Origin of the sequence: Streptomyces hazeniae, assembly GCF_031845485.1 — a bacterium.
Classification (GTDB): domain Bacteria; phylum Actinomycetota; class Actinomycetes; order Streptomycetales; family Streptomycetaceae; genus Streptomyces; species Streptomyces hazeniae.
Genome location: NZ_JAVREQ010000040.1, coordinates 1 through 20629 on the forward strand (window position 1 = coordinate 1; position 20629 = coordinate 20629).

Genomic DNA, 20629 nt, shown 5'->3' on the forward strand with positions numbered 1-20629 from the left:
CGCCCGATGGGGCACCCTGGTCGCGAGGAGCTGGGACGCGACCGTCGCCGCGACGCTCGCCGACATCCGGCGTGAAGCCGAACACCGCGCCCGCCGGTAGGAACACCGCTCCCCCGCGCGGTCGGCTACAGGCAGGCGCACCGGCCGGTACGCCTGCGGCTCACAGCACGCGGGCTATGCGAGGGTGCCGAGCCATGTGGTGATCCAATACAGGGCGCCGTAGGTCGCGGCGGCAACGGCCAGGGCCGCGAGCAGCCGCCGGCGCCCACGCCGTAGTACCGCACGCATCATCGTGTGCGCACCTCCTCCCACGTCTCAGAACTCACCATAATCCCGCTGGCGTGCCTGGCTGAGAGAGTTGCGCGGGCAGGCCACGGGTTCGCACACCCGCACCGGCGGCGCCGCCCGTCACCCGCTCGACGGAACCGTGGGCTGCTCCGGTCGGGTGAGCCGTTCCGGCGCGGAACCGGGGGCGGAGCGGCCCCATCTGCCGACCTGCCGGAAGTGGGGTGCGGCACGCCGGAATCACACCGGCAGGGGTTCGCGATTTCGGGGGTTTCGGGCTGCTTGGGTGTGCTTCGTACGTACAGCCTCGTCTGCTGCCCGATGGCCCCTCACACGTTGGTCGGCCGGCGACGACCGTGAGAGGCCCCGCTTTGATCCCATCACGTTTCCGCCCGCGCGTGACGCGCCGCAGACTCGACCGTGCCCTGCTGAGCCTCGGTGCGGCAGCACTCGTCGGCGCCGTGGGCGTCACCACCCTGGCCCCCGGGGTGAGTTCCGCCTCCAGTCACCGAGAAGCACCCCTGATCGCCGGTGACCCTCGAGCCGACAACACCGACGTCTACGCCTTCACCAGCCCCGACCGTCCCGACACGGTCACCCTGATCGCCAACTGGATCCCGTTCGAGGAGCCGGACGGCGGGCCGAACTTCTACAGCTTCGCGGACGAGGACGCCGCCCGGTACAACATCAAGATCGACAACACCGGGGACGGCCGTCCGGACCTGACCTACACCTGGAAGTTCCGCACCAAGATCCGGGATGCGGAGAACCAGTTCCTGTACAACACGGGGCCGGTCACGTCGCTGAACGACCCGGACCTGAACGTGCGTCAGACGTACTGTCTCACGGTCACCGACGCCCGCGGGCGCACGCGCACCCTGGCGGAGAACGTCCCGGTGGCGCCGTCGAACGTCGGCCCGGCTTCGATGCCCGACTACGGGGCGCTGCGCGATGAGGCGGTGCGGTCGGTCGGCGGCGGCGTCACGTCGTTCGCCGGGCAGGCGGAGGACCCGTTCTTCGCCGACCTGCGGGTCTTCGACCTCCTCTACGGCGGGGACCTCAGCGAGCGCGGCAGCGACACTCTGGCCGGATACAACGTCAACAGCGTCGCGCTGCAGATCCCCAAGGAGAAGCTGGCGCTGCGCCAGGACGTCGGGCGCAACCCCGTCGTCGGCGTGTGGTCGACGACGGACCGCCGCGGCGCCGGGGTGACCGAGGAGCGGGCCAAGGGCCACGACGGCTGGCGGCAGGTCTCCCGGCTCGGCAACCCTCTGGTCAACGAGGTGGTCGTCCCGCTGAAGTTCAAGGACGCCTTCAACACCCTCTCCCCGCACCAGGACCGCACGGTGCAGCCGGTGGTGGACAAGGTCCTGGACCCGATCCTGCCGAAGCTGATCGAGCAGATCTACGGCATCCCCGCGCCGGAGCCGCCCCGGCGGGACCTGTTCGAGATCTACCTGACCGGCATCTGCCGCGGATGCGGGCCGATCGACGCCGACCTGAACTCGCACCGCCTCAACGCGGACGCGAAGCGGAAGAAGATCGTGCCCGCCGAGGAGCTGCGGCTCAACATGGCCGTGCCGCCGACCGCCGAGCCGAACCGGCTCGGGGTGCTGGCCGGTGACCTGGCCGGATTCCCCAACGGCCGCCGCCTGGCCGACGACGTCCTGGACATCTCCCTCCAGGCCGTCGAGGGTGCCGCCCAGACCGGCGAGCTGGTGCCCGAGCTTGCCGACGGCGACCTGGTGGACACCAACGACGTGCCCTTCGGTGACAGCTTCCCCTACCTCGCCCTGCCGTTCGCCGGCCCGGGTGACGCTCCGGGCGGTGGCGGCGGTTCGGCATCGCAGGCCGGGCAGCCCCATGGCTCGGGCTCCCTGCTCGACCCGGTGAACGCGGCGTCGGCCGGCCTTGCCGGTCTCGGCGTGGCGCTCCTGGGCACAGGCGGCTTCCGCCTGGTGCGCGGCCGCAGCAAGAAGGACTGAGAACGGCTTCGCGTCTCACGGTGGGGGCGAGCGGCATGCCGCTCGCCCCTACCTCGCCCAGTGACCGGTTCAGCGACCGGCCACCCCGCAGAAAGCGTCCAGCTGTTGAGATTCCGTCACCTCGTCGTCCCGCGCCGGGCGGCCCGCCCCCTGACGATCGCCTCCGTGCTTCTCCTCATGGGCACGGCCTTGTTCGCCGCGGGAGCTCTCCTCCTCCCCGCCTCCGGCCCGCCTGCCGCCCCCGTGTCTGCCGGCGGAACCGGCACCGAGCGGTCGGAGCACAGAACGGAAAGCCGCATCGCAGCGCTGCAGTCCCGGCTGCGGCGCCTCCCCGAGGACTACGACGCCTGGGCGCAGCTCGGCATCGCCTACACCGAGCACGCCCAGCGCACGGCGGATCCGCGCTACTACCCGAAGGCCGACAAGGCGCTCACCCGGTCGATGTCGCTTCACCCGCGGGACAACCACCTCGCCCAGCTCGGCAGGGGAGCGCTCGCCGCCGGGCGCCATGACTTCGCCGCAGCCCTCGCCCATGCCCGCACCGCCGTGCGGATCAACCCGCACCACGCCGCCTCCTACGGCGTACTGGCAGACGCCCATCTGCAACTCGGCCACTACGAACAGTCCTTCGACGCCACGCAGAAGATGGTCGACCTCCTCCCCGCCACTCCCTCTCTGGCACGAGCCTCCTACGCCTGGGAGCTGCGCGGTGACGCAGACCTGGCGACGGAGCTGATGCGACGCGCCCTGGGAGCGGCAGGAAGTCCCGCAGACGCGGTGTTCGCCCGCCACCACCTGGCGCTCCTCACCCTGCGTCAGGACCCGGAGGAGGCCGACCGAGTGATCCGCTCCGGTCTGCGGGCAGCGCCACGGGAGCCCGCACTTCTCGAAGCCCGGGCCCGGGCGCATCTTGCGCGCGGTGACACACGCAAGGCTCTGCGGGACTACACCGCCGCCGCGGCGCGCGTTCCGCGGCCCGCGCACCTGCTGGCGATCGGCGAACTCCACGAGTCCCTCGGGCACCACCGGCGCGCCGAGGCCCAGTACGACCTCTACCGGGACCAGCTGCGGCTGCTCGACGAGGCGAAGGTCGCCGCCGACGCGGAAGCGGTCCTCTTCGAAGCCGATCACGGCGACCCCGGACGGGCGGTCCGGCTCGGCCGGACGGCGGTGAAGGAGCAGCCGTTCCTCGCGTCGCAGGACGCCTACGCGTGGGCACTGCACCGCGCCGGACGCGACGAGGAGGCCCTGGCCTTCGCGGACCGAGCCCTGCACTTGGGAACCCTCAACCCGCTCCACCACTTCCACCGAGGCATGATCCACTCCGCCCTCGGGAACGAGGCCGCCGCACGGCGAGACCTCGATGCGGCGCTGGACATCGACCCCCGCTTCCACCCCCTGCACGCGCCCGCGGCGCGAGCGGCGCTCTCCCAGAACGGCCCCGTCACATGAGCCCACACCCCACCCCGCGCCTGCGCCCCTCCCCCGGTCGGCGAGCCCGCCGAGCACTCGCCGCCACCCTCGCGGCCGGCGCCGCGCTCACCGCCCTGGCAACCCCCGTCCACGCACATCCGCTGGGCAACTTCACCGTGAACCACCACCACGGGCTCCAACTGCACCAGGACCGGATCGACGACCTCCTCGTCGTGGACAGCGCAGAGATCGCGGCAGCCCAGGAGCGGGCACGCGTCGACACCGACGCGAACGGCCGCGTGAACCGGGCCGAACGCGCCGCCTACGCCCGCGCCCGCTGCACCGCCCGCGCAAGGGACCTGTCCGTCACGGTCGCCGGCGAACCCCTGAACTGGCAGGTCCGCAGCAGCACCTTCCGCTACCGGCCGGGCGAAGCCGGGCTCCGGACCAGCCGCCTGGAGTGCCGGCTGACCGCACCCACCGACCTCACCGCACCCGCCGACATCCGCGTCGAGGACCGCCACGACAGCGAACGTCTGGGCTGGCGCGAGATGACCGCCCGCGGGCACGGCGTCAGTCTCCACGGCTCACCGCCGCCGAGCAGCTCGCCCACCGACGCACTGCGGGACTACCCCGACGATCTCCTGTCCGAGCCGCTCGACCAGCGACGCGCCGCGTTCCGTACCGAACCGGGCAACGGAAGCGCCGCCGGCGCACCCTTGGCCCTCCCCGACGTACCGGGCGCCGGATTCCTCACCACCGCAGTCGGGGAAATCCAGGGAGCCTTTCACCACCTGGTGGGCAGCCGCGAACTCACCGTTCCCGTCGGGCTGCTCGCCCTCCTGCTCGCCATGGTGCTCGGCGCCTCGCACGCCGCACTGCCCGGCCACGGCAAGACCATCATGGCGGCCTACCTGGCCGGCCGTCGCGGCCGCGCCCGCGACGCGGTGACCGTCGGAGCCACCGTCACCCTCACCCACACCGCAGGCGTACTCGCCCTCGGCCTGATTCTGCCCCTGGCCACCCATCTGACCGGCGAAAGCGTCCTCGGATGGCTGGGCCTCGCCAGCGGACTCCTCGTGACCGCGATCGGCCTCACACTGCTACGCGGCGCACTGCAAGGGCACCACCATCATCACGGCCACCACCATCACCACCACGGAGATGCACACGGACACCACCATCACCACGTCCACCACCACGGCCCACAGCATCACCCCGACGGCCACCGCCCCACACGCCCGCAGGCAGCGGGACTGCTGCCCCGCCGCCGGAACGCACCCCCGCCGAAAGCCGCCCACACCGAACCCGCCGGCGCAGTCACCGTGCTCACCAAAGCCCCCGAAGGCTCCCCACAGCACGCGCCCGACCCCGCACCCACCCCTCCCCTCCCGACGACCAGGCGGACACTCGTCGGGCTCGGCATCGCCGGCGGCCTCGTTCCCAGCCCCTCCGCACTCGTCGTCCTCCTCGGCGCAGTCGCCCTGGGCCGCACGCCCTTCGGAATCCTCCTCGTCCTCGGGTACGGCGCGGGAATGGCCGCCACCCTCACCGCCGCCGGCCTCCTCCTGGTCCGGGTCCGCGACCGCCTCTCCCTTTCGGCGCAACGCCGTCGGCAACGGCAGACCAGAGCCTTCCGCCTGCTGTCCCGGCTCGGCCCCGTGCTGACCTCCACCCTCATCCTCGCCGTCGGCATCGGACTCACCACACGTGCCCTGACCGCCCCATGACCACGCCCAAGCGAGGCAACAGCGCGAAGTAACTCTGCAGCCCGGCGACGACCCACGTCGTGCACCGCTCGCGCTCCGCCCCTCGGGTGGACTCTGACGACACCCCACACACGGAAGATCGAACACTGCGGAATGCCCCTAAAGTCCGCTCACGGTGCCCGAGCCCTTCGGGCGTTCGACGAAGGAGACGCAGTGCGCAAGACCCTCATCGCCGCCGTCACGACGGCCGCGGCTCTCAGCTCGGCCGTCCCGGCCGCCGCGGTCGCTCCGGCCGACGCCGACATGCCCGCGGCCGCATTCGCCGCTCCGAAGCACGACGGCCCGCTGACGGTGGTCGGGCTCTCCCCCAACGGCAAGCGACTGCTGGAGTTCAAGGCGAACAAGCCCGGCAAGGCGTGGGAGCTGGGCCGGATCCGGGGCCTGTGGGGCGACTCCCGCCTGGTGGGCATCGACTTCCGCGTGCAGGACCACAAGCTCTACGGCGTCGGGAACCGCGGCGGCATCTACACGCTCAACCCGCGGGCCACGGCCCAGAAGGTCTCCCAGCTGACCGTGGACCTGGAGGGCCGCCGCTTCGGCGTGGACTTCAACCCCGCCGCGGACCGGCTGCGGGTCATCTCCAACACCGGGCAGAACCTGCGGCACAACATCGACGACCCCTCAGCCCCCGAGGCCACCATCGAGGACGGCACGCTGACCAACCCGACCATGCCGCCCAGCACCGCCCGGGGCGTCACCGGCGCCGCCTACACCAACAACGACCTGGACCCGGCGACCGCCACCACACTGTTCGACATCGACACCCGCAACGACCGCGTGTCGCTGCAGTCCCCGGCCAACGCCGGCACGCTCGCCGCCGTCGGCGCGCTCGGCGTGAACGTCGGCCCCTCGGCCGGGTTCGACATCTACTACTGCCCCAAGAAGGGCACCAACAGCGGCTTCGCCGCCCTGCGGGTCAACGGCTCCTACCGCTTCTACAAGGTCAACGTCCTCACCGGCGAAGCGCACAAGGTGGGCGCGTTCCCCGAGCGCCACCAGATCGCCGACGTCGCGCTGCCGCTCAACCAGCACTGACCGGCCGCCTCGTGTTGTCCCGCGCCAAGCTCCCGGCGCGGCACAACACGGCGCTGATGGACGACGGGCACCGCCCGGCAACCCCCGGGGGATGGGCGCCTTCTTCGAAGCCGCTCTCCGCCTCGCTCTATCCGGAACCGGACTTACACGAGCCATCACACGTCGCCGCCCGCGCTAGGTGTTCTGTCCACGGAGGTTGGCGACGCGGCCGGCGGGCCGTTGCCGCTGATGCCGGTGTGGGGTCGGTGGTCGTTGTACCAGTCCAGCCAGTGGGCGACCGGGTTAGCGGGCGAGTGTCACCCGGACCGGCTTGTTCGGGCAGCCGGCCAGACCCTCGGTGAGCGCCTGGCGCTCGGCGCCGTCCACGGTGAGCTGCCACCGAGTCTTCACCGCCACCCAGTCGGTGAGGTACTCGCACCGGTAGGCCTGGTGCGGCGGGAGCCACGTCGCCGGGTCCTGATCGGCCTTCGATCGGTTCGAGCGGGCGGTGACCGCGATCAGCGCGCGCTCGTCCCCGAGGTCGTTGGCGTACGCCTCCCGCTCCTTGGCCGACCACATCCCGGCCCCGGAGTCCCAGGCCTCCGCGAGCGGGACCATGTGGTCGATGTCCAGCCCGCCCGGGGCGGCGACGTAGACGTCGTCGTACGGGCTGTACCACTGGCCGCCGGTCAGCTTGCAGCGCGCCCCCTGCTCCGGCGCGATGAACGCCTCCCCCAGCAGGACTTCGTTGCGAGTGCTGCACGAGTCCTTGTCGGCGTCCGTCCAGTGCCTGAACAAGGTGCGCTTGTACCCGGTACGGGTCTCCTCGGCGGCGGGCAGGGCCTCCACCGCGTCCCGCAGCGGCAGAGCGACGGTGCTGCCCGGTTCGCCGAGCGAGCCCGGACCGGCAGGAGCGGGGGCGGGGAGGGTCAGAGCGGCGAGCGCGGCCGAGGCGGCCGCGAGAGAGGCGAGCAGGCGCACGAGGTTCGCTTTCGAAGATCCGACAGATCGTGATCTTCGTAGCGGCAGTTGGAGGGGCGCCGGAAGCGACCGACCCGGCCGGGTCACCCAGAGCGGTGGAAAGTCAGACCACCGCCACCTGCTCCAGCCTCGAAACAGTCACCTGCGACCCGCCGTTCCGCCTCGGGCGAGGCCGCGTCACCCACCCGAAATATAAGCCACCTAGAAGCTATTTCTGAGCTATTTGACGTCTACTCAGGTGTACGATGGCGACATGAGCAGTGGACTCGAAGGGGATGGCGTCGCGGCGCTGCTGGCGGAGGTGCAGCTGGCGGCGGCGTTCGAGGACCCGGGCGAGCGGGTGCGGTTGCGGAAAGCGGCCGGGCTGTCGCTGGACCAGGTCGCGCGGGCCGTGGGGGTGGGGCGGCAGACCGTGGCGAACTGGGAGGCCGGCGGCATGCCCGCCTCCACCTCGCGGGGGAAGTACCTGCGACTGCTGGAAGGGCTCGCGCAGATCCACCCCGCCCCCACCCAACCCGCGTCCCCGGCACAGCAGCCCGACGTCTCCGTTCAGCCGCCGGTCCCGCAACAGGCCGATCCCGACGTGGCGGAGGCGCGGCCGGTGGAGAGCCCGGCCGCGCGTCAGGCGCGGGCCGGGCACGCGCGGCAGCAGGCGCGGCGCCGGACCAGTTCGGCGGACCAGGTGCGCGGCGAATTGCGGGAGACGATCACGGCGGCCGTGGACCAGGAGCTGACGAAGGCGGGCGGGGACGCGGACGCCGCGTCAGCCGCGCTGGTGAAGCGGGCGATCCCGGACGTGATGGGCCTCTTCGCCCGCACCAGGGCGCAGGCGCGGTACGAGTACACCGCTTATCCGGCGCTGCCGGAGATCCTGCGCAAGCCGTCGAAGACGGATCCGGATCTGATCTGGGAGGCGCGTCCGTCCTGGCGGCGCCCCGGTTTCCGGCGTCACCCGGACGGGGAGCTGGCGGTGATCGCGCTGGACGTGAACGCCGCCTATCTGTCGGCGATGAAGACGTGGCTGCCGATCGGGAAGCTCACCCATTCCGTCGGCGGGGAGCACGACCGCAAGCGCGCCGGGGTGCACCTGATCACCCCCGGGGTGTGGGAGCACGCGCACCTGCCCTCCCCGATCGGCGACCGGGAGGAGGAAGGGCCGGTGTGGGTGACCGAGCCGACCCTGCGGCTGCTGCTGCGGCTGGCCGGCCCGAAGCACCAGCTGATGCAGGCGCCGGTCATCCACGAGTCCTGGACCTCCAGCGCGACGGAGACCTTCCTCGACAGCCTCCGGCAGCTCCTGGCCGTCGCCCGTGCCGACGCGCTGGAGGTCGGCGACGACGTCACCTTGGCGTACGTCAAAGCGATGTACTCCAAGTTCGTATCCACCCTGGGTGAGTCCTCGCACAACCGGGAGATCGTCCGACCGGACTGGATGCACCTCATCCGCTCCCAGGCGTTCGCGAACCTGTGGGGGCGTGCGTACAAGGCGCACCAGGCCGGGCTCACGGTCATCAGCGCGCTGGGCACCGACGAACTCCACCTCGCCGGCGGGGACTGGCGGCAGACGTGGAGCGAGGGCCGTGGGCTGGGTGAGATGAAGGTCAAGACCGACCGCGACGGCGCTCCCGTCACCTACGCCGCCACCACTGCTGCCGGGGGGCGGTGATGGCCGGCCGCTGGATGAACCTCGGCCAGTACAACGCCCACGGTGTGCGGGGAGCGGAGGCGCTGGGTGCGGGGATCGAGAACATGGTCACCGGCATCCACTCCGGCGCCGACACCGACCGCGGTATCACCGCACGCCTGCGCTACCTCACCCACTCCGCAGCCGGCTACACCGCGATGGAACGCGCCGGAATCGCCGTCACACCCCGCACCCTGTTCGCGTGGCTGGCCGAGGAACGCACACCCAACACGGCGAACCGGGCGCGGCTCGACGCCGCGTACTGGAACCTGCGCCGCCACAACATCGCCGCCGACCTCAAACGCCGCCTCACCTCCCGGGGCGGCACCCGCATCGAAATCGACCCCGTCGACCAGACCGCCGTCGAACGCCGACACCGCCGCGACCTCGCCACCAGGCGGCTCACCGTCCGGCCACGCCACTGGAACGCGGCCGTCGACGCCTGGCTCGCCGACGACGACGAAGCCCTGGATACGGTCTGGGACGAAGTCATCCACAGCCTCGGCAGCGACTACGACGCATTCAGCCACGTCTCCTCCCTCGGCTGGAACGCCTGAATCGATTGTGGGATCTCAGAACGCAGGTGTCGGCCTGGTCAAGGTCACCGCGTAACCCTCCCTTCGAGGCGGGTGACGGGGTGAGTCGCTTCCAGAATGCGCGCGGAGGCTGGGACGCCCAGGCTCCCAGCTCGGCTTCCAGGGACGCGTCTGCCTGATCGGGGCGCGTGCCAGCGCTCCCAGCAACGGCTGCGGGCCCCGGCGCTGACAGCGGCGCCGGGGCCCGGTGCACATCAGGGGGTGAATGGTGTGCTGCCCGGTCAACGAGTCCGGCGACAGCTCAGTTACGGCCTCGGCAGGGGCAGCTGGTGTCAGGAGGGCTCCGGGGTGTCCTGCTCGCCCTTGGCGGCCGTCTGTGGCCCGGGAGTCGGCTTCTCCCGGCGGCGCAGGGTCGGGGGCGGTTGCTCGGTGTGGAAGCATTGCGGGCACACGTAGCCGCCGTCGGGCCCCACTGGCACGCTGCCCCACCCGCAGTGGGCACAGTTCACATTCATCCCGTGCTGGGCCGCCTGGTTCGTCATCCACTCGCTCCACAGTTGTTGCACGACCATCCCCCGCCCGGACCCTGTATCACGGTCGCCCCGCAGTTCGTGCAGTTCATCCCAGCATCCCCCTCCCCCAGGCCTCAAGGCATTCTCTACCGTGACACGACACTGCCAGCCAAGAACGATATTGAGCTGCGGAGCAGCCTCGAAAGGAAGGTCTATGGGAGACCGTAAGCCCTCGATTTGGGTGCTTCTGCTGGTTTACGGGTGCTGTGCGGCCGGGATTCTCTTGATGTACTGGATCAACAACTGATTGATCAATATGACTACTCAGGGCAATGTGCTTCTTGTGTGTTCCGGTCCGGTTTCGGCGGTAGGTGAGGCTGGCCGCCCGGCTGCCGCGTCGGGTGGGCGCCGGCTTCCACGCCTCCAGGAGTGGGCTGCTGGTCGTACGTTCCCGGCGGCAAGCTGAGCGTAGGGCTGCCCGCACTGCAGATGAGCGAGCACCCTCAGCGTCCGGCGGTCAGCCGCCGCCACCGTGTTTCCAGGCTGCCCAGAAGCGACGCGCACCTTACGTGTGCCCTATTGGGGGCGCCGGGAGACGTTGTCCGCAGGTCAGCAGGCCGGCAACCGCTCGCGTGGAAGGATCCGTGCGCTCGTAGAGGAAGCCATGGCTACCCTGAAACCTGGGGCCCCTGCGCAAGCTGCGATGCTCCATCAGCCGCATCGCCGGCCTCGTCCGAGCCGTTCTCACGCTGCACCTGACGTGCTCGACCTGAGGTTGGAAACGCTCAGTGGGCGCCTTGAATGCCACGGTAGTGCCCGACGGAAAGCTGTCGGGCACTACTCGCGTTCCGGTGGGGCGCAACGGCAAGCCGACGACGCTGCGGTGTACCTCGTGAGCGTCGCTTCAGCGTGGCTGGGGCTACTTGAGGGGAGCGATGGCTCGCAGGTAGGCGGCTATCCCTTGATCGCTCCGGCGGTCAGGGCTCCGACAATGTGCCGCTGGAGGAGCAGGAACAGCAGGACAACCGGTATGACGGCCATTATGCTGCCGGCCGCGAGGTACTGGGTGGTGATCTCGCCGCTGGTGCCCTGGAGGTTGACGATGCCGACCGAGACCGGTGCTCGTTCGGGCACGTCGACGAGGATGAACGGCAGCACGAACTGGGACCAGGCGGTGACGCCGCCCAGCACGGCGGCGGAGGCGATCCCTGGCCTTGCCGCTGGCAGCACCACGGCGAGCACCGCACGGAGCCGTGTGCAGCCGTCGATGCGGGCGGCCTCGTCCAGTTCGGACGGGACGGTGTCCAGGTAGGTCTTGAGGAACCAGGTCAGGAAGGGCGCGGAGACCGCGACGTAGACCAGGGCGAGTCCCAGGTAGTTGTTGACGATTCCCAGCGTGACGAAGAGCCGGTAGGCGGGAACCGCGATGATCAGGGGGGAGAGGAGCTGCGCCGCGAGTACGGCGCGTGAGTAGGTGCGGCGGCCGCGGCTGCGGGTGCCGTAGCGGGAGAGTGCGTAGGCCGCTGGTATCCCCAGCAGCAGCGCACCGCTGACGCTCGTGGCGACCAGGATGAGCGAGTTGACCAGGTACCGGCCGATCGGCGTAGTGTCCAGGACGTGCGCGTAGTTGCCCCACTGGGGGTCGGGCGGGAGCAGGTCGGGTGGTGTCTGCAGCGTTTGTGGGCCGGTTTTGAGTGAGAGGGAGAGGACCCACAGCAGGGGGAACGCGAACACCGCGATGAGCAGTGCCATGGCCGCGTAGTAGGCGGCGTCGGTCCAGCGTCGGCTGCGGTTGCGTGCGGACACCTCAGGTGCTCCTTTCCTGTCGCTGGACGAGTCGTAGGTACAGGGCGATCACGACGACGTTGACGAGCATCAAGACGACGGCCATGGCCGCGCCGCGTCCGAGGTTGAGCTGCCGGAAGATCTGGTCGTACACGTCGAGGGCGAGCACCTGGGTGGCGGTGCCGGGTCCGCCGCCGGTGAGCGAGAGGACCATGTCGAAGCTGTTGAACGTCTCGACCGTGGCCAGCACCAGGTTCATGGTGAGGATCGGCAGCATCAGCGGCAGGGTCACGCGCAGTAGGGTCTGGAGCCGGCTGGCGCCGTCGAGCTGGGCCGCCTCGTAGACCTCGTCCGGCACCGTCTTCAGTCCGGCGTAGCAGAGGATCATCGACAGGGCGGTTCCGCGCCAGATGTTGGCGGCGATGACCGACACCAGGGCGAGGTCGGGGTCGGAGAGGAACGGTGTCGTTCCGGAGAAGCCGAGCACGGACAGGCCGTGGTTGAGGATGCCGGATTCGGTCTCCTGGTAGAGCAGGGACCAGATGACGCCGATGATGACGCCGGGTATCGCCCATGCGGTGAGCACGACGGCTCGGGTGGCCACCACTCCTCGCAGTCCCCGGCGTTCGGCGCCGTGCATCACGAGTGCGACGGCCAGGCCGAGCAGCAGTTGGAAGACGACGCTGAACAGCACGAAGAGGAAGGTGACCTGGAGGGTGTGGCGGAAGTCGGTGCCCTGGAGCAGGGAGGCGTAGGTGTCGGCCGTGACCCGGTAGGGCTCGCCGGTGACGAGGCTGGCGTCGGTGAAGCTGAGCCGGACGATCTCGATCACAGGGTAGACGAGGACGAGGAGCAGTACGGCGCCGAGCGGCAGCAGCCAGGGCCAGGCGGCGGGGGCGGAGGGTGGCCCGGTGCTCGGTGCGGGGCGCGTCTGTGGGGTTGTCGCTGCGGTGCGGTGGGTCGTGGTGGCCATCGCGGTGTGCCTCCTTTCTGTCCTTGGTCAGACGAGTCGGTCGAGTGCCTGGTCCAGCGCCTCGTTCGCGTCGGTGGTGCCGGAGGCGACGCTGGACAGGGCGATCTGGAGGGTCTGCGAGACCTCCTGGTATTTCCGGTCGCCGGGCCTGGCGCGGCCGTAGCGGGCGAGGTGGTCGCGGAAGACGGGGGTGAACGGGCTCTGTGCGTAGTCGGGGTGGTCGTAGATCCTCTGCCGCGGTGGGAGGTATCCGCCGAGGGTGCACCAGGCGGCCATGCCCTCGTCGCTCAGGTAGGCCTCGTGCACCCAGTCCAGTCCGGTGCGCAGGGCGGCCGGGTCATCGGTGAAGGCGGCCCACATCCATCCGCCGGTGGCGCTGACCGGGTCGCCGGAGATCACCGGCATGGGGGCGACGCCCCAGTCGCGGTGGAAGTCGGCGTCCTTCATCAGGCTGTCGAGCAGGGCGGCCTGCCAGCTGCCGCCGAGGAACATGGCGACCCGGCCGGCGACGATGTCCGGGTTGGCGTCGTCCTCCTGGTCGTAGCCGGCGACCCGGCGCGGCGCCGCTCCCCGCTCGACCGCCCGCTGCACCGCTCGCAGGCAGGCCCGCATGGCGTCGTATCCCTTGCCGGAGGCGAACGCGGGCTGACCGTCGGTGTCGAAGAGGTCGGCGCCCTGCGCCCAGTAGGCGGGCCAGAGGGTGGTGGTGACGGCGCCTTCGCTGCGTCCGGCGGGGAACAGCACGCCGTGCCCGTCGCGGGCCAGCCGTGCGCCCAGGTCGGTCATCTCGTCCCAGGTGGCTGGCGGGTCGTCGACGAGGTCGCGCCGGTAGTACAGCACCCGGACGTCCGAGGTGAACTGCAGTCCCCGTACGGCGCCGTCTCCGGTGGTCATGGAGGCGCGCATGCTCGGGAACCAGTCGTCCGCGCGGAGCCCGAGGCGTGCGAGCTGCTGGTCGAGGGGCCGCGCGTAGGGGGCGACGCGTCCGAAGATGTAGGAGTCCACCTGAGCGATGTGCGGGGCGCGGCCTTGCGAGGCTTGGAGCAGCAGCTTCGCCATGGCGGCGGTGGTGTCGTTGCCCGCTACAAGGGGGCGGATGCCGCGGGCGGTCCGTTTGCGGAAGGACGCCAGTCGGCGTTTCAGGTAGGCGGCCCGCTTGGGGTCGGGGGATTGGAGCGAGTAGGACGGGATCGCTTGCCAGCCGACCGCCCCGCTGTCGCGGTCGCCGGCGCAGGCCGTGGTGAGGCCGAGGGCCGCGGCCCCGCCGCCCAGTTGCAGGAACCTGCGCCGGCTGGGGCCGGGCGCGGGGAACGAGCGCGGCATCTGTCTCATCTCCCGACGGTGCTTTCGGTGGCAGCGGCCCCGCTGGGGGCGGGCCGCAGTCTGACGGTCTGGATGCGTCCGGCGGGCAGCGGGAAGCGCAGCGTTCGGTGCGCCTGCGGCTCGGTGTCGTGCTGCGGTTCCTCCTCCAGGTCGCACAGCACGGCCGAGGCGAGCGGGAAGGCCGTGACGAGTGACGCGGTGACCGGTTCGGCCGAGCCGTTGAAGACGCGGACGACCACGCCGTCGCCGTCCTCGGCGGACTTGAGGGCGCTGAGCACCACGGATGCGGGCGCGACGGCGAGTCCGAGTGGCGGCGCTCCGGGGGCCGGGCCCGGCCGGCTGCTCTGCACGGCATGCGTGAGCAGCGGAAGGGCGAATTCTTCGGCGGTGCGGTAGAGGTCGACGGTGTGGCCGGTGCCCGCGTAGGGGCGCAGCGCGAGGCGGAAGTGTTGCTGGCCCGGGCACTGGGCGTCGGGGGTGGGCAGCATCGGGCCCACCTTGTGGGGGCGCATGGGGTGGTCCTGGCGGGCCATCCAGCCGACGGAGCGGAGCAGCGTCACTTCCAGCACGTGCCCGTCGGTGTGGGCGTACTCGTGCAGTCCTTCGGTGAACACGGCGAGTCCGGCGCCTGCTTCCTCCAGGGCGACGAACCTCCGCAGGGCCTGGGCCCCGGTGGGCTGGTCGCGCCAGCCTTCGCAGGCGGGGGCCTTCGCGGGGCGGCGGACGAGGCCGTAGGCGGACTCGGCGACCGACTCACCGGTGTGCACGCCGGTGGGGATGCGCAGCCGCAGCCGGTGGTCCTCGGCGCGGTTGTCGACGGTGAGGTCGACCTCGACGCGGTCCGCTGCGGGCGGCAGCCGGAGGAGGAGGGTGACCGGGACGTCGACGGTGTGGCCGGTGCGGGCGTCGCGCTCCGGGGTGAGCGCGGCGGGGAGGGCGAGCACGGCCCGGGCCAGGAGGGTGTCGTCCTCGGAGCCGGGTTCGACGCTCCAGTTGGCGTCCCGTGAGCTGAGGGGGCGGTCGCCCGGCAGCGGGCCGTGGCCGTAGGTGTCTCCGGCGTCGGCGTCGTCGAGCAGTTCGCACAGGCCGGTGCTGCGGCGTCCGGTGCGCAGGTCGGTGACGGCGAGGGTTCCGTCCGGTGCGACCTCTACGGACAGCCAGCGGTTGGTGAGGGAGCGTGCGGTGCGGCGGGTGCCGGAGGCTTCGCGGGTGGGCTGGTGCGGGGCCTGGGCGGCGGGCACCAGGTGGTGGACGCGGCTGCCGAGCGCGGGTACGTCGGCCGCCTGGAAGCGGATACGGTCCCGGTACACCTCCTTGCGCCGATCCAGGGTGTCGGCCACGTTCACTGCGGTTCCGGGCTCGACGGTGAACGGGATCCGGCGCCCGTCCGGGCCGAGCAGTGCGTAGCCGGACCAGTCGGCGCCCTCTTCAGACTGGGTCCAGCCGAAACGGCGCTGTCCGAGGGGCGCGCCGAGGTCGGGCAGTACCTCGGCGGTGACGGTGCCGCCTCGCGGGAACGCGCTGGGGTTGACCACGACCACCGGGATTCGGCGCGGGTCGGTGTCCGGTTCGCTGGCGGCGGTGTGGGCGATGCGGGCGAGGGCGTCGTCGGCGACGGCGTCGGCGACCTGCCGGATCCGGGCGAACCGCACCTGCATCTCCTGGTGCACCTCGTCGACGGAGCAGCCGCAGATGGAGTCGTGGGCGTAGTTCTTGACGAGTTCCCGCCACGCGTAGTGCAGCGAGTCGTGCTGCGAGCGCCCGTCGAGGAGGGCGGCGCACGCCTCCAGCCGTTCGGCGATACCGCTCAGCCGCGCCTCGGTGTTCTCGTTGAGCACCTTCAGCGGGGTGCGGGTGGAGCCGATGCCGTCGAACACGTCGTGGCTGCGGCCGTGCCGCAATTCGCCGCTGATCTCGGAGCCGGGGCCGGGTCGTTCGGCGCTGAGCCGGTGGAACTCCTCCAGCCCGCCCAGTCGCAGCCGGGGCCCTCCGTCACGCTTCTGCGCCGCGTCCAGGGACCGAACCATCGCGGGTACGCCCTCCTGCACGCGTAGGTGGTCGCCGCCGTTGAGGAGCAGCAGCACACCCGTGCCGGAGCGGGCCTGGAGGCGCTGGAGGAGTTCGGCGAGCCGGTCGTAGCCGACCAGTACGCCGTGGTGCAGGGACAGAGTCTCCGGATCGCCGGTCAGTACGGCGGCGTTGGAGTAGCTCTCGGCGAGCCAGTGCGCCCGTACGCGGGAGCCGTCCGGGGCGCGCCACAGGAACTCGGTGCCGGTGGCGTCCACCTCGTCGCCGAAGCCCCGCATGGCGTAGAAGGTGTCGATGCCGAACCCTTGGAGGATCTGCGGGAGTTGATGGACGTGGCCGAAGGTGTCGGGGAGGTAGCCCTCGCGCATCACGTGGCCGTACTCCCGGCTCACCCGGCAGCCGATCAGCAGGTTGCGGACGAGGGCCTCGCCGGAGACGTGGAATTCGTCGGGCTGCACGTAGAAGGGGCCGGGGCGCAGCCGTCCCGCTTCCACCAGGGCCTTCAGCCGGTTTCGGTGGCCGCGCCGGATCTCGGTGTAGTCCTCCAGTATCACGGCCTGGCCGTCGAGCAGGAACACCGGCAGCTCCGGGTCCTTCTCCATCGCCTCGATCAGTTCGTCGAGGAACTGGACGAGGGCGAAGCGCATGGTCTCGAAGGGGCTGTACCACTCGCGGTCCCAGTGCGTGTGCGGGACCACGACCGCGAGGGGATCGGCGACGTCCGGCTCGTGCACGCTGCTCCTTCCAGGCAGGGGCGGATCGCGTACGTCAACGTTGACCGACAACGTTGACGTACCGTAGAGAGAGCAGTGCACACTTAGGCTGGGGCGGGTGTCAATGGATGTGCATGAGAATCCACGCGGGAAGCCGGCGGACCGCCCGCGCGGACGGAGACGGGGGCGGCGGGGATGACCGGCAGAACGCAGAGCCGGGGCGGACGGCCGACCATGAAGGACGTCGCCGCGCACGTGGGCACCAGCATCAAGAGCGTCTCCCGCGTGCTGAACGGCGAGCCGGGCGTGTCCGCTGACACCACCGAGCGCATCCTGCGCGCGATGGCCGACCTGGGGTTCCGGCGCAACGATCTCGCCCGCGGGCTGCGCCAGAGCGACCGGACCGGCACCGTCGGACTGGTACTCCCCCAGGCGGCTACCCGCTACCACGACAGCCTGGTCCGCGGCCTCGAGGAGGTGGCGCGGCGGCACGGCAGTCTCGTCCTCACCGCCTCGTCCGGTACGGCGGCGCAGGAACGCGAAACCCTGGTCTCCCTCTGCTCACGGCGGGTGGACGGCCTGGTCGTCGTGCCGGCGGGCACGGACCACGGGTTCCTCCAGCCGGAGCAGGCCGCCGGCGTACCCATCGTGTTCGTGGACCGTCCGCCGCACGGCATCGACGCCGATCTGGTGCTCACCGACGACGCCGGAGGCGCGCGCCGGGCCACGTCCCACCTGCTTGAGCAGGGTCATCGCAGCATCGGCGTGATCGGTGCGGACGCCGGCATTCACACCGTCGCGGAACGCCTCCGGGGCCATCGGGAAGGGCTGACGGAAGCCGGGCTCGCCCAGCGGCGGAATCTGCTGCGCCCGGGCTGCGAGACGGCGGCGCAAGCGGCAGCGGCGTGCCTGTCGTTGTTCGCCAGTCCCGACCCGCCCACCGCGCTGTTCACTCTCAACAACCAGTGCACCATCGGCGCGGTGCGCGCTCTGCACACCTTGAGGCGCGCCCGGAGCACGGCGCTGGTCGGGTTCGACGACTTCGAGACCGCCGACCTGCTGGACCCGCCGGTCACCGTGGTCGCACACGATGTGGGGGAGATCGGCCGCAGGGCGGCAGCGTTGGTGTTCGGCCGCCTGGAGGGCACCATCACCGGCCGAAGCGGCTCGCACGTGCTCCCCACCTCGCTCACCGAGCGGGGCTCCGGGGGGATCCCGCCCCAGAGGTAGCCACCGTCGCCGTTCACCCTGTGGCTTTGCTCATCTCCAGCGACAGCGTCTGTCGACGAGTTTCAGCGGCGTTCGGTGATCAACTCGCTCGTGCTTGTTCACGAGAAGTAACGGCGCTGCGGCGCGAGCGGGTCGTCGTCGCTGTCAGGTCAGGACGACGCACCCCAGCCGCTCCAGCTCGTTGATGAGCGGTAGGGAGGGATCGATTCCGTTCCATCGCAGATCCAGCTTCTCCAGCGATGGCATCAAGGCGAGCCAGTCGGGCAGCTGGCCGAGGTGATTGCTCCGCAGATCGATCTGACGCAGTCGCGAGAGGCCGGCCAGCGGCTCCGGCACCACGGTCAGGGAGTTCTCGCGTAGGTCCAGGTGACGCAGTTCGTGCAGCTCGGCGGCTGACGAGGGCAAGCGCTCGATCGCGTTTCCTCGGAGCCAGAGCTCACGCAGGCAGCGGAGCTGGCCGATGGCATCAGGCAGGGTGGTGAGTCGGTTGTGCTGCGCCCTGAACTCGATGAGGCCGTTCATCCCACCGATGGTCCCTGGCAGGGCAGTAAGGGAGTTCTCACCGACGTTGAGGTAACGCAACCGGGTCAGATTTCCCAGAGAGTCGGGGATCCGAGACAGTTGGTTGTCGTGCAGGTAGAGGCAGTCGCTGAGCTCAGTCAGCTTGCCGAGTTCTTCGGGCACCGACGTCAGTGCGTTGTGGCCCAGGTCCAGGGTTTTCAGCTGGTGGAGCTGCCCGATGTCCGGCGGGAGGGCTGTGAGTCTGTTGTCCGCGAGGATCAGCACATCGAGCTCGGTCTGCCGCCAGACCGACTCGGGCACCTCTCCGAGCTCTCGACGCCACAAGTTCAGTGTGTTCCTCACAGCCATCTCCCCTTCGTCGGCAGTCTGGGCTCAGATTCTCGTCCGGGACCTCCTTCGGCGGCGATGGGCCAGCAGCCAGTCAGGGCAAGATCAACTCGCCTCGGCGTGTTCGGTTCGGGCGCGGGTGCTGGCGAGGCGGTAGGAGTCGGTGCCGGTTTCGATGATGGTGCCGTTGAAGGTGAGGCGGTCGACGAAGGCCGCGCAGAGGCGGGGGTCGGTGAACGTCTTGGTCCAGCCGCCGAAGGATTCACGTTGGAGGCGATGGCGGCGCTGTTCTTCTCCTCTCGTTCGGTCAGAACCTGGAACAGGAGCTCGGCGGCCGGCTCGTGGAGCTGGCCACGGGGTGGTGGCCTGCTCGGCCTGCTGGCACAGCTCGCTGATCGCCGCGACGAGGGTGGGGTTGACGCTGAGGTCGGCGGCCTCGGGGACGGCGGCGTGAGCGATCAGGCCAAGCATCTGATGCACGAGCTTGTCGATGTTGGGGGGGGCGGCGAACCGGCGCTGCCGGAGGGCAGTGTCCGCGGCGACGGTCTCGCGCAGCCGCACCGGCCAGCGCTGAGGCTCCTTCGCCGGGGCCGACTCCCCGTCGCGTACGGCGTTCTCGATGGCCTGCTGGTGGGCCTGCCGCGCGTGGATGGAGTCGTCGGCCCAGCAGCCACTGCGCGAGCCGGCGGATGACTGCGGCGTGCTGGGCGGCCCACTGCCGCTCGGAGCGCCGGGCCCGCATGTCGCGTTCGGAGTCGGCGGCCGCCGTCCTCGAGGACCCGGCCGCAGCCGACCGGCCGGAGGCGATCGAGGCACTGGTCAGGCTGCGACAGCTCGTCGACGCCCTGGCCGAGCAAGACGCCGCTACCTGACCCGGCCAGCCCCAGGCGGGAGGTTACTCGTGCGCCCCGGCCGGCTTCGCCCTCTACCCGCCGGCCCCGGAGAGTGGGAAGACTGGTGTCGCGATGGTGGTGGGCTGCCTCAGCAGGAAAAGGCTGCCCACCACCGCGCGCCCGGCGCCCTCCGCGCAGCACTGACGCCTCATGAGTGCTGCGCGAACTGGTGAAGCGCCGGGAGGCGTGGCCAGGACCCGCGTCGCTGGGCCAGCGCACCGGGCCAGCCCATCGCCACCTTGTCGTCCCACCAGGCGCCACATCCTGCCCCTGATGTGATCGGGTTCCGGCCAAGTCTGCGAGCTGGCCGGGGCCCGCTCCGCACCCACTCCCGCGCCGTGCCCGGCGCTGGCTGCAATGGTGGCTTTACGCTGCCCTCATGACGTTGAACGCCGACGAGCATGAGCTCCTCCACCGGATCGCCCGGTCACCAAAGCCCGTCGCCGCCTCCGACTTCTTCCACACTATCCACCCGCCGAACTTCGAGCGAAGTGCCGCCGAGGAGGACCCCCGGCGCCTGGCATGACAGGAGAAGCAGTTCGGGCTCTACAAAGCGGTGATCGACCTCCACGACGGCGGTCTCATCCGGGTTGTCCACCCGGCGAACGGAGAGCGGCCAGACCTGATGGAAGCCACCCAGGCCGGCCACACTGCCC

At 70.8% G+C, this 20629-nt stretch carries 15 protein-coding genes and 3 pseudogenes; 10 read left to right on the forward strand and 8 right to left on the reverse strand.

What is annotated here, in order from left to right; translation table 11 throughout:
- Positions 1-656 precede the first annotated feature (656 nt).
- The 4 genes from RM572_RS27465 to RM572_RS27480 all read left to right on the forward strand — a co-directional run bounded on the left by RM572_RS27465 (position 657) and on the right by RM572_RS27480 (position 6487).
- Entirely contained in the window at positions 657-2270 is a 1614-nt protein-coding gene (locus RM572_RS27465) for a DUF4331 domain-containing protein (RefSeq protein ID WP_394813717.1), read from the forward strand.
- Positions 2271-2375: 105 nt separating this feature from the next.
- Positions 2376-3722 (forward strand): tetratricopeptide repeat protein, encoded by a 1347-nt coding sequence (locus RM572_RS27470; RefSeq protein ID WP_311676086.1) that lies wholly within the window; start codon positions 2376-2378, stop codon positions 3720-3722.
- Positions 3719-5413: a nickel/cobalt transporter gene (locus RM572_RS27475; RefSeq protein WP_311676087.1), complete on the forward strand. Its 1695-nt coding sequence runs from the start codon at positions 3719-3721 to the stop codon at positions 5411-5413. The genes RM572_RS27470 and RM572_RS27475 overlap by 4 nt, the downstream gene beginning before the upstream one ends.
- A gap of 192 nt (positions 5414-5605) precedes the next feature.
- On the forward strand, positions 5606-6487 hold the full coding sequence (locus RM572_RS27480) for a DUF4394 domain-containing protein (protein WP_394813718.1): 882 nt from the start codon (positions 5606-5608) through the stop codon (positions 6485-6487).
- A gap of 282 nt (positions 6488-6769) precedes the next feature.
- Here RM572_RS27480 and RM572_RS27485 read toward each other — a convergent pair whose 3' ends face one another.
- Positions 6770-7447: an HNH endonuclease family protein gene (locus tag RM572_RS27485; protein ID WP_311676088.1), complete on the reverse strand. Its 678-nt coding sequence runs from the start codon at positions 7445-7447 to the stop codon at positions 6770-6772.
- A gap of 253 nt (positions 7448-7700) precedes the next feature.
- On the opposite strand from RM572_RS27485, the gene RM572_RS27490 reads away from it, so the two are divergent.
- Both RM572_RS27490 and RM572_RS27495 read left to right on the forward strand, forming a co-directional pair.
- Positions 7701-9113, forward strand: a complete 1413-nt coding sequence (locus RM572_RS27490) for a helix-turn-helix domain-containing protein (protein WP_311676089.1) — start codon at positions 7701-7703, stop codon at positions 9111-9113.
- Complete coding sequence (locus RM572_RS27495; RefSeq protein WP_311676090.1) at positions 9113-9688, forward strand: transcriptional regulator; 576 nt, start codon at positions 9113-9115, stop codon at positions 9686-9688. The genes RM572_RS27490 and RM572_RS27495 overlap by 1 nt, the downstream gene beginning before the upstream one ends.
- Before the next feature lie 941 nt (positions 9689-10629).
- Here RM572_RS27495 and RM572_RS29795 read toward each other — a convergent pair.
- Positions 10630-10724: pseudogene (locus RM572_RS29795) on the reverse strand (IS5/IS1182 family transposase); the annotation flags it as partial.
- A gap of 17 nt (positions 10725-10741) precedes the next feature.
- Between RM572_RS29795 and RM572_RS27500 the strand changes: the two are divergent.
- Positions 10742-10952: pseudogene (locus RM572_RS27500) on the forward strand (IS5/IS1182 family transposase); the annotation flags it as partial.
- A gap of 181 nt (positions 10953-11133) precedes the next feature.
- Here RM572_RS27500 and RM572_RS27505 read toward each other — a convergent pair.
- The 4 genes from RM572_RS27505 to RM572_RS27520 are packed head-to-tail and all read right to left on the reverse strand — an operon-like array spanning position 11134 to position 17022.
- Positions 11134-11985 (reverse strand): carbohydrate ABC transporter permease, encoded by an 852-nt coding sequence (locus RM572_RS27505; RefSeq protein ID WP_311676091.1) that lies wholly within the window; start codon positions 11983-11985, stop codon positions 11134-11136.
- A 1-nt stretch (position 11986) separates the two neighbouring features.
- On the reverse strand, positions 11987-12937 hold the full coding sequence (locus RM572_RS27510) for a carbohydrate ABC transporter permease (RefSeq protein WP_311676092.1): 951 nt from the start codon (positions 12935-12937) through the stop codon (positions 11987-11989).
- Between the two features lie 27 nt (positions 12938-12964).
- A complete protein-coding gene (locus RM572_RS27515) occupies positions 12965-14269 on the reverse strand; it encodes an extracellular solute-binding protein (protein ID WP_311676093.1) in 1305 nt (434 codons plus the stop codon).
- A complete protein-coding gene (locus RM572_RS27520; protein WP_311676094.1) occupies positions 14266-17022 on the reverse strand; it encodes an alpha-mannosidase in 2757 nt (918 codons plus the stop codon). The genes RM572_RS27515 and RM572_RS27520 overlap by 4 nt, the downstream gene beginning before the upstream one ends.
- 174 nt (positions 17023-17196) lie before the next feature.
- Here RM572_RS27520 and RM572_RS27525 point away from each other — a divergent pair, with 174 nt between their 5' ends.
- Positions 17197-18231: a LacI family DNA-binding transcriptional regulator gene (locus RM572_RS27525; protein ID WP_311676095.1), complete on the forward strand. Its 1035-nt coding sequence runs from the start codon at positions 17197-17199 to the stop codon at positions 18229-18231.
- Positions 18232-18375: 144 nt separating this feature from the next.
- Here RM572_RS27525 and RM572_RS27530 read toward each other — a convergent pair whose 3' ends face one another.
- Positions 18376-19101, reverse strand: coding sequence for a leucine-rich repeat domain-containing protein (locus RM572_RS27530; protein ID WP_311676096.1), 726 nt, complete (start codon positions 19099-19101; stop codon positions 18376-18378).
- Between the two features lie 84 nt (positions 19102-19185).
- Positions 19186-19418, reverse strand: a pseudogene (locus RM572_RS27535) (ATP-binding protein); the annotation flags it as partial.
- Positions 19419-19820: 402 nt separating this feature from the next.
- Between RM572_RS27535 and RM572_RS27540 the strand changes: the two are divergent.
- Both RM572_RS27540 and RM572_RS27545 read left to right on the forward strand, forming a co-directional pair.
- Positions 19821-19952, forward strand: coding sequence for a hypothetical protein (locus RM572_RS27540; RefSeq protein WP_311676097.1), 132 nt, complete (start codon positions 19821-19823; stop codon positions 19950-19952).
- Between the two features lie 400 nt (positions 19953-20352).
- Positions 20353-20499 carry a hypothetical protein gene (locus tag RM572_RS27545; RefSeq protein ID WP_311676098.1) on the forward strand — a complete coding sequence of 49 codons (147 nt, stop codon included), beginning with the start codon at positions 20353-20355 and terminating at the stop codon, positions 20497-20499.
- Positions 20500-20629 lie beyond the last annotated feature (130 nt).

What these genes read in the sequence shown, in the direction of transcription:
- RM572_RS27540 (WP_311676097.1), top strand. Translation starts at nt 19,821, where the DNA reads ATGTCGCGTTCGGAGTCGGCGGCCGCCGTCCTCGAGGACCCGGCCGCA.
- RM572_RS27525 (WP_311676095.1), top strand. Translation starts at nt 17,197, where the DNA reads ATGACCGGCAGAACGCAGAGCCGGGGCGGACGGCCGACCATGAAGGAC.
- RM572_RS27530 (WP_311676096.1), bottom strand. Translation starts at nt 19,101, where the DNA reads ATGGCTGTGAGGAACACACTGAACTTGTGGCGTCGAGAGCTCGGAGAG.
- RM572_RS27495 (WP_311676090.1), top strand. Translation starts at nt 9,113, where the DNA reads ATGGCCGGCCGCTGGATGAACCTCGGCCAGTACAACGCCCACGGTGTG.
- RM572_RS27490 (WP_311676089.1), top strand. Translation starts at nt 7,701, where the DNA reads ATGAGCAGTGGACTCGAAGGGGATGGCGTCGCGGCGCTGCTGGCGGAG.
- RM572_RS27475 (WP_311676087.1), top strand. Translation starts at nt 3,719, where the DNA reads ATGAGCCCACACCCCACCCCGCGCCTGCGCCCCTCCCCCGGTCGGCGA.
- RM572_RS27510 (WP_311676092.1), bottom strand. Translation starts at nt 12,937, where the DNA reads ATGGCCACCACGACCCACCGCACCGCAGCGACAACCCCACAGACGCGC.
- RM572_RS27545 (WP_311676098.1), top strand. Translation starts at nt 20,353, where the DNA reads ATGACGTTGAACGCCGACGAGCATGAGCTCCTCCACCGGATCGCCCGG.
- RM572_RS27515 (WP_311676093.1), bottom strand. Translation starts at nt 14,269, where the DNA reads ATGAGACAGATGCCGCGCTCGTTCCCCGCGCCCGGCCCCAGCCGGCGC.